10 protein-coding genes are annotated in these 12893 nt (G+C 72.7%); 6 read left to right on the top strand and 4 right to left on the bottom strand.

Annotated features, from left to right (window positions below):
• Positions 1-105: 105 nt before the first annotated feature.
• The 4 genes from purB to ACGFH8_RS08785 all read right to left on the bottom strand — a co-directional run bounded on the left by purB (position 106) and on the right by ACGFH8_RS08785 (position 6427).
• On the bottom strand, positions 106-1530 hold the full coding sequence (purB, locus tag ACGFH8_RS08800) for an adenylosuccinate lyase (RefSeq protein ID WP_393365364.1): 1425 nt from the start codon (positions 1528-1530) through the stop codon (positions 106-108).
• A 60-nt stretch (positions 1531-1590) separates the two neighbouring features.
• Positions 1591-3966: a hypothetical protein gene (locus tag ACGFH8_RS08795; RefSeq protein WP_393365363.1), complete on the bottom strand. Its 2376-nt coding sequence runs from the start codon at positions 3964-3966 to the stop codon at positions 1591-1593.
• Positions 3959-4939, bottom strand: a complete 981-nt coding sequence (locus tag ACGFH8_RS08790) for a glycosyltransferase family 2 protein (protein ID WP_393365361.1) — start codon at positions 4937-4939, stop codon at positions 3959-3961. Before ACGFH8_RS08790 ends, ACGFH8_RS08795 begins: the two co-directional genes overlap by 8 nt.
• Before the next feature lie 195 nt (positions 4940-5134).
• The gene (locus ACGFH8_RS08785) at positions 5135-6427 is read right to left on the bottom strand and encodes an acetyl-CoA C-acetyltransferase (RefSeq protein WP_393365360.1); all 1293 of its coding nucleotides are present in this window, start codon (positions 6425-6427) and stop codon (positions 5135-5137) included.
• A 55-nt stretch (positions 6428-6482) separates the two neighbouring features.
• Here ACGFH8_RS08785 and ACGFH8_RS08780 point away from each other — a divergent pair, with 55 nt between their 5' ends.
• From ACGFH8_RS08780 to ACGFH8_RS08755, 6 genes are all read left to right on the top strand, one after another.
• Entirely contained in the window at positions 6483-7844 is a 1362-nt protein-coding gene (locus tag ACGFH8_RS08780; protein ID WP_393365358.1) for a 3-oxoacyl-ACP reductase, read from the top strand.
• Between the two features lie 140 nt (positions 7845-7984).
• Positions 7985-8800, top strand: a complete 816-nt coding sequence (locus ACGFH8_RS08775; protein ID WP_393367029.1) for a MaoC/PaaZ C-terminal domain-containing protein — start codon at positions 7985-7987, stop codon at positions 8798-8800.
• Positions 8801-8879: 79 nt separating this feature from the next.
• Positions 8880-9632 carry an NUDIX domain-containing protein gene (locus ACGFH8_RS08770; protein WP_393365356.1) on the top strand — a complete coding sequence of 251 codons (753 nt, stop codon included), beginning with the start codon at positions 8880-8882 and terminating at the stop codon, positions 9630-9632.
• On the top strand, positions 9629-10597 hold the full coding sequence (locus tag ACGFH8_RS08765; RefSeq protein WP_393365354.1) for a serine/threonine protein kinase: 969 nt from the start codon (positions 9629-9631) through the stop codon (positions 10595-10597). The genes ACGFH8_RS08770 and ACGFH8_RS08765 overlap by 4 nt, the downstream gene beginning before the upstream one ends.
• 9 nt (positions 10598-10606) lie before the next feature.
• Positions 10607-11566 (top strand): hypothetical protein, encoded by a 960-nt coding sequence (locus ACGFH8_RS08760; protein WP_393365352.1) that lies wholly within the window; start codon positions 10607-10609, stop codon positions 11564-11566.
• Positions 11563-12825 carry an adenylosuccinate synthetase gene (locus tag ACGFH8_RS08755; protein WP_393365350.1) on the top strand — a complete coding sequence of 421 codons (1263 nt, stop codon included), beginning with the start codon at positions 11563-11565 and terminating at the stop codon, positions 12823-12825. The genes ACGFH8_RS08760 and ACGFH8_RS08755 overlap by 4 nt, the downstream gene beginning before the upstream one ends.
• Positions 12826-12893: the final 68 nt, after the last annotated feature.

The following is a 12893-nucleotide window of genomic DNA, read 5'->3' as shown; positions in this document are numbered from 1 at the left end:
CATGAGGTTATTGCCCGCCACCTCGGCGTGTCGTGGCAATAACTCCATGATCAACGGGAGGCAGGGGGAGGGAGGGGTGGGGGTGGGTGGGGGAAGGGGCAGGGGTTAGAGGATTGGGGGTGGGGAGTAGGTTGCGGCGTTTGGGTGGGTTTGGACTACCTTCGTGATTCGGCGGGTGATCGCTTCTACCTGTGCGGCGGCGGCGCCGACGAAGGCGGAGCGGTCGGCGACGAGCGTGTCGATGTCGGTGCGGGACAGGCCCAGCCGGCCGTCGGCCGCCAACCTGTCGAACAGGTCGTTCTCCGGCGAGCCCTGCTCGCGCATCGCGAGGGCCACCGCGACCGCGTGCTCCTTGATCACCTCGTGGGCGACCTCCCGGCCGACGCCGCGCCGGACCGCCGCCACCAGGATCTTCGTGGTGGCCAGGAACGGCAGGAACCGCTCCAACTCCCGGTTGATCACCGCCGGGTACGCGCCGAACTCGTCGAGCACGGTGAGGAACGTCTGGAACAGCCCGTCGGCGGCGAAGAACGCATCCGGCAGGGCCACCCGGCGGACCACCGAGCAGGACACGTCCCCCTCGTTCCACTGGTCACCGGCCAACTCGCCGACCATCGACAGGTAACCCCGGATGATCACCGCGAAGCCGTTCACCCGCTCGGACGAGCGGGTGTTCATCTTGTGCGGCATCGCGCTGGAGCCGACCTGACCCGGCTTGAAGCCCTCGGTGGCCAACTCCTGGCCGACCATCAGCCGGATCGTGGTGGCCAGCGACGACGGCGCCGCGGCGGTCTGCGCCAGCGCGGCCAGCACGTCGAAGTCCAGCGAACGCGGGTAGACCTGCCCGACGCTGTCCAGCACCCGGGAGAAGCCGAGGTGCTCGGCGACCCGCCGCTCCAACTCGGCCACCCTGTCGGCGTCGCCGTCGAAGAGGTCCAACTGGTCGGCCGCCGTGCCCACCGGGCCCTTGATCCCGCGCAGCGGGTAGCGGGCGATCAACTCCTCCAGCCGCTCGTACGCGATGAGCAGTTCCTCCGCCGCCGACGCGAAGCGCTTGCCCAGCGTGGTGGCCTGCGCCGCCACGTTGTGCGAGCGGCCGGTCAGGACCACCTCGGAATGCTCGTGGGCCAGCCACGCCAGCCGGGCGAGGGTGGCCACCACCCGGTCCCGGATCAGCTCCAGCGAGGCGCGCACCTGAAGCTGCTCGACGTTCTCGGTGAGGTCCCGCGAGGTCATCCCCTTGTGCACGTGCTCGTGCCCGGCGAGCGCGCTGAACTCCTCGATCCGGGCCTTCACGTCGTGCCGGGTGACCCGCTCCCGCTCCGCGATCGAGGCGAGGTCTACCTGGTCGAGCACCCGCTCGTACGCCTCGACCACACCGTCCGGCACGGCCACGCCCAGGTCGCGTTGGGCGCGGAGCACGGCGAGCCAGAGCCGCCGCTCCATCCGGACCTTCTCCTCCGGAGACCAGAGGGCTACCAGGTCGGGCGAGGCGTACCGGTTGGCCAGCACGTTGGGGATCGTCGTCACGTACCTCATTGTCCCGCACCCGCTGGTCGACGCCGGGACCGGGCCGGGCTGCCGAGGCGGTCAGGGGCGGCTGACCTCGTAGACGGTGACCGAGCCGGCGACCAGCCGAACCTGAGCCAGCCGGGCCAGTTCCGGCGACACCGTGCCCGCCCTGGTGTCGGCGAACAACCACCGGACCCGGTGCCGTGTGCGGAGGCGGTCGAGGTCGGCGACGGTCGGCGCGGTGAACACGCCGTCGTTGAGCGCGAGCAATTCCTGATCGGGGAAGCTCTGTCGGGCGTACCCCAGGTTGTCGACGCCGTGCGCGGCCACGACCGCGTCGGTGTAACCCCAACTCTCCACCACCGTCCGGTGGCCGCCCAGACCGGTCACCCAGAACGCCCGGGCATCGCAGTGCGGGGTGGTCCGCACCGGCCGACAGTGCACGTTTGTCGCGACCACGTCGTCGTCGGCGGCGTGCTCGTCCAGCCACAACGCCGCGCGCATCTCGTCGACGGTCAGCGCGTACGGCTGCGGCCCGGTCGCCGGCACCGGCTCGGTCAGCACCGAGCGGACGACTCCGCCCACGGCGACGGCACCGCTGGCACCGAGCATCGCGGCGGTGACCCCGGCCACCGCGATCGTCGCCGCCCGCCGACGACCCCCGGGCGACGGGACGCGCCGCCGCCACAGGGCTGCCACCCCGACGGCGAGCGCGGCGGCCACCGCCACGAACAGCACGTACCGGACGGCCGAGGCGCCCAGCACCCGCAGCCATCCCTCAATGGTCGAGGTGTAGGGGGTGCCGGGACGGGCGATCCGCGGCCACGCGATACCCGGCACCGTGCCGGCCGTGGCCAGGGCCGCCAGCGCACCGGCCGCGGCGGTTACCGCCAGCGCCGGCCAGGGTGCCCGGGCCGCGGCGAGCGACCAGGCGGTCAACACGGCGCCGACCGGGATGACACCCATCCAGAAGTAGATCTGGCTGATCGACGGGTGCTGGAAGACCCAGGTGGTGGCGGCTCCGGCGAGCACCGTCCCGGCGAGTAGCCAGACGGCCGCGTCGGCCCGGTGCTCCCGCTCGGCCAGCAGGGTCATACCCACCCATCGTGGCGCCTGGCCCAGCACCCACCAGGCGACCACGGAGAACGCCAGCAGCCAGCCGAGGGCGCCGCCGTCGTTGATGCCGGGCGGCAGCGGCGCATCCGGCCAGATTCCGTCGCCACCACCGAGCGTTTCGGAGTACGGGCCGATGAAGTGCAGCAAGGCCAACGCCTGCACCCGCAGCGTGGATGCCCCGCCGCCGGCGAACAACCGGAAGCCGAGCGCCATCGCCGCCACGAGACAGGCCAGCGCCACCAACGCGGGTCGCGGTACTTGCCGCTCCCGCCACCAGAACACGACCGCGGTGAGACCCAGGCCGGCGACCAGCGGGGGCAACGCGCTGGACTTCGCCCCCGCACAGACCAGGCCGAGCACCGGGACCAGCGCCCAGGCCAGGCCGAGGGACCGCCCTCGCGCCACGTCGACACAGAGGCCGACGAGCAACAGCAACGGCACCAGCACGTACGTCTGCGACGGGCTGGCGTACGACAACGGCATCTCACCGGACGCGCCCACGGCCGAGCCGAGCGTGACTGTCGTCCCGACGAAGCCCGCGACGGCGACCACCGGCCCGGCCCACACGGCACCGCTCAGGTCGCGGGCGAGCCCGGCCGCGAGCACCACCGCCGTGCCGACCACCGGCACCAGCCAGAGTCGCAGCAGCACCGTCGCCGGCGGGATGTCGGTGACCATGCTGGCGCTGGCGATGTGCGCGTCGGAGAGGTAGTGGTAACGCAGCCCCTCCCCCGCGACGTGCGGCAACTCGAACGGCATCGCCCGGGTCAGCTCCTGCACCAGCCCCAGGTGGTAGAGCAGGTCCTGGTAGTAACCGCCGGACACCGGTGGCAGCGGCACCATCCGCCACTGGATGTAGCCCCAGGCCACCACCACCAGCAGCGCCATGCCCATCGCCCAGTGCCACACGACCGGCATCGGACGGCGCTCGCCGAGCCGCCAGTGCCGGCGTAGCCGGGGGACGGCGGCGAAGGCGACAAGTACCGGCAGCGGCCACCAGCGCAGCAGGGACTGCTGGCCGGTCGCCGCGGCCAACGCCCAGGCGACGATCTCGAGCAGCAGGCCGGTGGCCGCGCCGTAGGCGAGATCCTCCGGAAGGTTGCCCCGGCTACCGCGCAGTGCGCGGTGCACAAGGGTTCCGGGGAGCACCAGGGCGAACACCCAGTACGCGGAGAACCGGGCAAGGTCGGGGGCCGGCACGTCGCCGCGTGCCCAGACCACGAGCAGGGCGGCGATGGCGAGCGCCCACGGGAGCGTGGTGAGGACCGGTAGGAGGGCGTTCCGACGTGCCGCCGGGGCCGGGGTGTCGATCCGCTCGGCCAGCAGGGTGTCAGCCACGGGCGTTGACCACCGGTCCGAAGTCGGCCCGGCTCTCCGCCACCGTCTCGGCGGCCGGCACCTCGTCCCGTGAGTCGAACCCGACGTGGAAGGCCGGCCGGTTCTGCACGGTGGCGTAGATCCGCCCGACGTACTCGCCCAGCAGGCCGAGGCAGACCAACTGCACCCCGCTGAGCAGCAGCACCGCGACGAACATCGAGGTCCAGCCGGGGATCGTGGCACCGGAGACGTGGACGACGACGCCGAACACGATGAGCGCGAGGCAGAGCAGGAAGCTCGACATTCCCAGCCAGGTGGCCAGCCGCAGTGGCGCGGCGGAGAAGTTCGCCGCGCTCTCCCAGGCCAGGGCCACCATCCGACGCAGCGGATACTTCGTCTCACCGGCGGCGCGCGCCGCGCGGTCGTAGCGCACCTCGGCGCTGGGGAAGCCGAGCGACGGCACCAGCAGCCGGTAGACCGGGGCGCGTTCGGGCAGTCGGCGCAGCACCTCGACGACGTCGCGGCTGAGCAATCGGAAGTCACCGGCCTGGGCGGGCAGGTCGGCGCCGACGAGCCGGCGCATCACCCAGTAGTAGCCGCGGGCGGTGTTGCGCTTGAAGACCGTGTCGGTGCTGCGGTCGGCGCGGACGCCGTAGACCACGTCCACACCGTTCTCGCGGGCCACCCTGAGCATCTCGGCGATGGTCTCCGGTGGATCCTGAAGGTCGGCGTCGAGGCTGACCACCCACCGGCCGACGGCACGGTGGAGGCCGGCGGTCAGCGCCGCCTGGTGGCCGCTGTTGCGCCGCAGCCGGAGCACCCGCAGCTGCGGCCAGTGCCGAGCGTGGTCGAAGAGCACCGACACGGTGTCGTCCCGGCTGCCGTCGTCGACGGCGACCACCTCGTAGTCGACGCCGAGTGCGTCCAGCACCGGCCGCAGCCGGGCGACCAGGGCCGGGATGACAGCGGTCTCGTTGAACATGGGGATGACCACCGAAAGGATGGTCGTCCGTGGCAAGACGGACTCCATGGTGTTACGGCCCCGTTCCGCACGCAGGAGCGATCGATGACGCGCCCAGGGCGCGGTAAGGATCACCATCACGTGGTAAACCCTCCACCAGCGGGCCGGCTCCTGAACGAGCCGTTAACGCCTGCTGGCGGACATTCCCATAAGGGGCGATCCGCGCGGTCAGCGCTCCAGGATCGCGGTCACGCCCTGGCCGCCGGCCGCGCAGATCGAGATCAGCCCGCGTCCGCTGCCCTTCTCGGCGAGCAGCTTGGCCAGGGTCGCCACGATCCGCCCGCCGGTGGCGGCGAACGGGTGCCCGGCGGCCAGCGACGAACCGTTCACGTTGAGCCGGTCGGTGTCGATCGCGCCCAGCGGCGCGTCCAGGCCGAGGCGGTCCTTGCAGAACTCCGGCGACTCCCAGGCGGCGAGGGTGGCCAGCACCTGCGAGGCGAACGCCTCGTGGATCTCGTAGTAGTCGAAGTCCCGCAACGTCAGCCCGGCGCGGGCCAGCATCCGGGGCACCGCGTAGGCGGGGGCCATCAGCAGCCCCTCGTCGCCGTGCACGAAGTCGACGGCGGCCGTCTCCGACCAGCTGAACCAGGCCAGCACCGGCAGGTTGCGCGCGGCGGCCCACTCCTCGCTGGCCAGCAGCAACGTGGACGCGCCGTCGGTGAGCGGAGACGAGTTGCCGGCGGTCATGGTGGCGTGCTCGGCGTCCGGGCCGCGGGTGCCAAAGGCCGGCTTGAGTCTGCCGAGCTTCTCCAGGCTGGTGTCGGGGCGGAGGTTCGCATCGCGGGTCAAACCCAGGTACGGCGTCATCAGGTCGTCGAAGAAGTTCCGTTCGTACGCGGCGGCGAGCCGCTGGTGTGAGCGCAGCGCCAGCTCGTCCTGGGAGCGTCTGTCGATCTGCCAGCGCAGCGCGGTGCGGGCGGCGTGGTCACCCATGGACAGCCCGGTACGCGGTTCGGCGTTGCGCGGGATCTCCGGCTTGAACGGTTGCGAGGGGCGCAGCTTCGCCGCGACCTTGAGCCGTTCGCCGAGCGTGCGGGCCGAGTTGAGTTTGATCAGCGTGCGGCGCATCTCCTCGTTGACCGCGAGCGGCGCGTCGGACGTGGTGTCGACGCCGCCGGCGATGCCCACGTCGAGTTGGCCGAGGGCGATCTTGTTGGCGACCAGGATCGCCGCCTCCAGGCCGGTGCCGCAGGCCTGCTGGATGTCGTACGCCGGGGTGTGCGGGTCGAGCCGGGAGCCGAGCACCGTCTCGCGGGCGAGGTTGAAGTCACGGGAGTGTTTGAGCACCGCCCCGATCACCACCTCGCCGACCCGCTGACCGGCCAGTCCGTAGCGGGCGATCAGGCCGTCCAGCGCGGCGCCGAGCAGGTCCGAGTTGGACGCGTCCGCGTAGCGGGAGTTGGAACGGGCGAAGGGGATGCGATTGCCCCCGATGACCGCGACCCGCCGAATGCTCTGCACGATCCGTCTCCTCCGAGATGTGTCACTCGAACCTACTCGCCAGTAGGCTACGCCCATGACCGACAGGTACGCGAGCTTCGTCCAATCGGCCGCCGGCCGCGCGCTGGTCAAGCGCCTCGGGCTGCCCGACCCGCCCCGACTGCGCCGGCACCACCCCGGCGACCCGCTGCTGCCCGGGCCGGCCCTGCTCGGCGCGGCCAAGGGCGGCCGGCTCGCCGAGTCGCTCGCCACGATCCTGACCACCGCCGGGGTCGAGCTGCGCGACACCACCACCACCGCCGCGCCGCAGGACCGGTTCGGCGCCCTGGTGTACGACGCCACCGGGATCACCGACTCGACCGACCTGCGCCAGCTCTACGACTTCTTCCACCCACGGGCTCGGGCGGTGCTGCCCAGCGGCCGGGTGATCGTGCTCGGCACCCCGCCGCAGGAGTGCGCGACGCCCCGCGAGGCGACCGCCCAGCGCGCCCTGGACGGGCTGGTCCGCAGCATCGGCAAGGAGTTCGGCCGGGGCACCACCGCGCAACTCGTCTCCGTCACCCGCGCCGACGGGGACCCCCACACACTCACCAGCCTCGAATCGACACTCCGCTTCCTGCTGTCCGGCCGGTCCGCGTACGTGTCGGGCCAGGTCATCCGGGTCGGCCTCGGCGCGGCGAGCGCACCTGCCGACTGGGACCGCCCGCTGGACAGCCAGGTCGTGCTTGTCACGGGCGCAGCCCGGGGCATCGGCGCGGCGCTCGCGAGGGTGCTCGCCCGCGACGGCGCGCAGGTGGTGGCGCTGGACATCCCCGCCGCCGGGGACGCCCTCGCCGCGGTGGCGAACGACATCGGCGGTACGGCCGTGCAGCTCGACCTGACCGCGCCGGACGCGCCGACCCGGCTCGCCGACCACCTGGCCAGCAGGCACGGCCGGGTCGACGTGGTGGTGCACAACGCCGGCATCACCCGGGACCGGACACTCGGCCGGATGGACGCCGACAGGTGGGACCAGGTCATCGACGTCAACCTGTCCAGCCAGGAGCGGATCAACGACGTGCTGCTGGAACGCGGGCTGATCCCGGCCGGCGGGCGGATCGTCGCGGTCTCGTCGATCGCCGGGATCGCCGGCAACCGGGGGCAGACCAACTACGCGACGAGCAAGGCCGGCGTGATCGGGTTGGTCGACTCGCTCGCCCCGGCCCTGCGCGAGCGGGGGATCAGCGTCAACGCGGTGGCCCCGGGCTTCATCGAGACCCGACTGACCGCGCGTATCCCGCTCGTGGTCCGCGAGGCGGGCCGACGGATGAACAGCCTGGCCCAGGGCGGCCTGCCGGTGGACGTGGCCGAGACGATCGGTTGGTTGGCCTGGCCGGCAAGCGGTGCGGTCAGCGGCAACGTGGTCCGGGTCTGCGGCCAGAGCCTGCTGGGGGCGTGATGGGCGCGCGGAGAGAGCCGGACGACGACCTTTCCCTGCACGAGCTGATCGACGGCCCGACGGAGACACTGTCGGCGGAGACGCGGGCCAGGGCGTTCCAGCCGGAGTCCGGTGGCCGTACCCGGATCGAGGTGGCGCGAATGCCGGCGTCCGGGGCGCTGCACCGGCGGGCGGTGCTCGGCGCGCTGCCGGGTCTGGGCGGCGGGCGGCGTGGCTCCGGCCTGCCGGCGGCCGAGTTGGCCGTGGGCGGGGTACGGGTGGACCGGGCGCACCTGGCCGCGTACGACCGGGTCTGCGGTTTTCGGCTCAGCGACCTGCTGCCCGCGACGTTTCCGCACGTCCTGGGCTTCCCGCTGGCCCTGCGGCTGATGACCGAGCCGGCGTTTCCCATCCCGGTGACGGGCTTGGTCCACATCGGCAACCGGATCACCGTGCACCGCCCGATCGCCGCCGACGAGACCCTCGACTTCACGACGTACGCGGAGAACCTGCGCCCGCACGACCGGGGCCGGCAGGTGGACGTGGTGCTTGTCGGCTCGGTCGACGGCGAGACGGTCTGGCGCGGCGTCTCGACGTACCTGGGTCGGGAGCGCAAGCCTGGCGGGGGCGAGCGGGGTGAACGCCCCACCGCACCCACCGCCACGGCCCGCTGGCGTGTCGAACCCCGCGTCGGTACGACGTACGCGCGGGTCTCCGGGGATCACAACCCGATCCACACCTCGCTGCTCGGTGCGCGGCTGTTCGGCTTCCGACGGCCGATCGCGCACGGCATGTGGAGCAAGGCCCGCTGCCTGGCCGCCATGGAGAACCGGTTGCCGGACGCCTACACCGTCGAGGTGGCCTTCAAGGCGCCCGTGTCGTTGCCGAGCACCGTGGACTTCACCCTGCTGCCGGACGGCGGGTTCGCCCTGCACGACTCGCGCGGGCGTCCGCACCTGGCGGGTTTCCTGCGCTGACGAGTTTCGGCTTGGCAGGAGCGTCCTCGTGCGTTAGGTTGTTCTCAGAGAGAGATGTTCTCAAGCTGAGAGAGACGCGATGAACGAGCAGGAGTTCCTGGAGGCGTACGACCCACGGGCCTACCCGTCGGTCGCGGTGACCGTCGACGTGGTGGCGCTGACCATCCGCGACGGCGCACTGCACCTGCTGCTGATCCAGCGCGGGCAGCCGCCCTTCGCGGGGCACTGGGCGCTGCCCGGCGGCTTCGTCCAACCCGACGAGGACCTGATCGGCGGCGCCCGACGGGAGCTGGCCGAGGAGACCGGGCTCGGCGGCGACCGGCTGCGCCGCGTACACCTGGAGCAGTTGGGCAGCTATGGCGCCCCCGAGCGCGACCCGCGGATGCGCGTCGTCTCGATCGCCCACCTCGCGTTCGCCCCCGACCTGCCCGACCCGGCCGCCGGCACCGACGCCGACGCGGCGATCTGGCTGCCGGTCACCGCGCTGACCAGCCGGCAGCTCGCCTTCGACCACGGCCGGATCATCGACGACGGGCTGGAGCGGGCCCGGTCCAAGCTGGAATACACCCCACTCTCCACGCGCTTCCTCGACGCCGAGTTCACGATCAGCGAGCTGCGCACCGTCTACGAAACGGTCTGGGGTCACCCACTGCACGCCGGCAACTTCCACCGCAAGGTGCTCTCCGTGCCCGGCTTCGTGGAGAGCACCGGCACCAGCACCGAACGCGGCGGCACCCGCGGCGGCCCCCGTGCCCGGCTCTACCGGGCCGGCGACGCCCGACTGCTGCACCCGGCGCTGCTGCGCCCCGCCCGCGAGGAGACGGTGCGATGAAAACCGCGGCGGCCATCGGTCTGGTCACGGCGGCCCACAGCGACGCCGACCTGTTCGGCACGGACCAGCCGGCCCGGCGATACCGCGAGCTGGTCGCGGCCCTGCACCCCGACCGCCTGCCGGCCGACCCGGCGGTACGCGCCGAAGCCCTCGACGCGTACATCCACGTCACCACCAGGTGGCGGGCCCGGCAGGTCACCGTCCTCGGTGACTACCGACTCGGCACCCCCGCCCACTCGGGTGACCTCGCCGACCTCTACGACGTCGGCCACGATCGGCTGCTCAAGCTCCCCCGCCGGCCCACCGACAACGACCTGATGGCCCGCGAGGCACACGCGCTGCGCACCATCGCCGAGCGCGGCGACCCCCGCTACCTGCCGTACGTGCCCCGGCTCGTCGACGAGTTCCCGCACCGGGACGCGGCGACAGGCGCCGAGCGGCGGATCAACGTGCTCGCCACCGCACCCGGGCTGCACGACCTCGACGAGGTGCGGCGCGCGTACCCCGACGGGCTGGACGCCCGGGACGCGGCCTGGATCTGGCGGCGGCTGCTCGTGGTGCTCGGCCTGGCCCACCGGGCCGGCGTGGTGCACGGCGCGGTCCTGCCCCGACACGTGCTGATCGAGCCGGACGCCCACGGCGTGGTGCTGATCGACTGGTGCTTCTCCGCACCCGTCGGGGGCACGATCCCGGCGCTCGTGCCCGGCCACGGCTGGGACCCGGAGGAGGTCCTCCAGAAGCGGCCCTGCGGTCCGGGCACCGACATCGCGATGGCCAGCCACTGCATGAGCTGGCTGATGGGGCCGCGCGCGCCCCGCGAGCTGCACACCTTCGCGCAGGGCTGCCGGCAACGGTCCCTGGACGCCCGGCCCGCCGACGCCTGGCTCCTGCTCCGCGAACTCGACCAGGTGCTGGACCGGCTCTACGGGCCACGCACCTTCCGCCCCTTCACCCTCACCCCCTAAGGAGCTGTCATGGGCAGTGGAATCTGGTCCACCGACGTGTACGACGCCGCCGACCGCTACCGGCGCTCCACCGGCCGCAGCGCGTTCTCCTACAGCGACAGCGGGGCGCGCACCGTGCACGCCGCGCTCGACCCCCGCGACGCGATGCGCGAGAGCCGCGACTCCGACGAGCACCCGCGCTCGACCCCCGTCGCGGTGCTCTTCGACGTGACCGGCTCGATGCGCAACGTGCCGCGCGTCCTGCAGACCAAACTGCCGCAACTGCTCGGCCTGCTGCAACGGCAGGGGTACGCCAGCGACCCGCAGATCATGTTCGGTGCGATCGGCGACGCCACCTGCGATCGGGTGCCGCTGCAGGTCGGCCAGTTCGAGTCGGACAACCGGATGGACGACGACCTCGGCCGGATCGTCCTGGAGGGCGGTGGCGGCGGGCAGATGAGCGAGTCGTACGAGCTGGCCATGTACTTCATGGCCCGGCACACCGCCACCGACAACTGGGAGAAGCGCGGCCGGCGCGGCTACCTGTTCATCATCGGCGACGAGCTGGCGTACCAGCAGGTGAAGGCCCGGGAGGTGGCCCGCCTGATCGGCGACGACCTGGCCGAGGACGTGCCGCTGCGGCAGGTCGTCGACGAGGTGACCCGCCGCTGGGACACCTACTACCTGCTCCCCGCCGGCAGCCACTACGCCGGCAACGCCAAGGTGCTCGACTTCTGGCGGGACCTGCTCGGGCAGAACGCCGTCGTGCTCGACGACCTCGACGCGGTCTGCGAGACCATCGCGCTCACCATCGGCCTCGGCGAGCAGGCCATCGACCTGGACGAGGGCCTGCGCCACCTGGACCACGCCGGCTCCAGCGCCACCGGCACGGTGTCGAAGGCCCTGGCCCGCCTCGGTCGCGGCCGGCGAGCCGAGGTGGCGACGCTGCCCACCTTCACCGACACCTCAGGTGGGGTGACCCGGCTGTGAGGCACGTGGCGGTGGTCGACCTCGGCTACGGGGACGCCGGCAAGGGCACGGTGGTGGACTGGCTCTGCGCCACCCGAGACGTGCACACGGTGGTCCGCTTCAACGGGGGCGCGCAGGCGGCGCACAACGTCGTGCTGCGCGACGGGCGGCACCACACGTTCGCGCAGTTCGGGGCCGGCACGTTCCGCCCCGGGGTCCGTACGCACCTGTCGCGACACGTGGTGGTGGACCCGCTGGCGCTGGCCGCCGAGGCCGACCATCTCGCCACCGTCGGGGTGACCGACGCGCTCGACCGGCTGACCGTCGACTCCGACGCGCTGCTGGCCACCCCGTACCACCGGGCCGCCAACCGGGCCCGGGAGATCGCCCGGGGAGCCGACCGGCACGGCTCCTGCGGGCTGGGGGTGGGCGAGGCCGTCGCGTACGGTCTCGCCCACCCGGACGACGCGCCCCGGGTCGGCGACTGCCACCGCCCGGCGTTGCTGCGCCGCCGGCTGACCGTCCTGCGGGACCGGCTGACCGCCGAACTGGGCCCGCTGGACGCCCCACCGGTCGAGGACTGCCTGCCCGCGTTCACCGGGTTCGCCGGGCGGGTCGCGATCGTCGACGGGAGCTGGCTGGCCGAGGCGTTGCGCGCCGGGACCTGCGTCTTCGAGGGCGCGCAGGGGGTGCTGCTCGACGAGTGGCACGGCTTCCACCCGTACACCACGTGGAGCACCACCACCTTCGCCAACGTGGACGGCCTGCTCGCCGAGGCGGGCCGGTCCGGCGACGTGACCCGGGTCGGGGTGCTCCGCGTGGTCACCACCCGACACGGCGCTGGCCCGTTGGTGACCGAGGACCCGGGCCTGCCGTTCACCGACGCGCACAACGCCACGAACCCGTGGCAGGGCCGGTTCCGGTTCGGCCACTTCGACGCGGTCGCCCACAGGTACGCCCTCGCGGCGGCCGGCGGGGTCGACGGCCTGGCGTTGACGCACCTCGACCGCGCGTACCCCGGCCTGCGGATGTGCCGCCGCTACGACACGACCGACCGCCTCACCCCCGGCCCACCCGGCGACCTGGACCGGCAGGCCGCGCTCACCGCCAGCCTGCTGCGCTCCCGCCCGCTCTACGACGACCCACCGCCCAACTGGGCCGAGGCGATAAGCACGGAGCTGGGCACCCCCGTGGTCCTGACCTCGCACGGCCCCACCGCCGACGACAAGCTGACACACGGCCCACTGCTCACCCCACCAACCCTGGTCCACGCGGCCTAACTCCACCCCCACCCCCGCCCCAACCCCGTCGATCTTGCACTTTCGGTTGTCGCTTCGCGGCTTTTGCA

The sequence above is a fragment of the Micromonospora sp. NPDC049175 genome (assembly GCF_043197345.1).
Lineage (GTDB): Bacteria > Actinomycetota > Actinomycetes > Mycobacteriales > Micromonosporaceae > Micromonospora.
The sequence above is the reverse complement of the archived record's forward strand: the minus strand, read 5'-3'. Positions and strand labels throughout refer to the sequence as shown.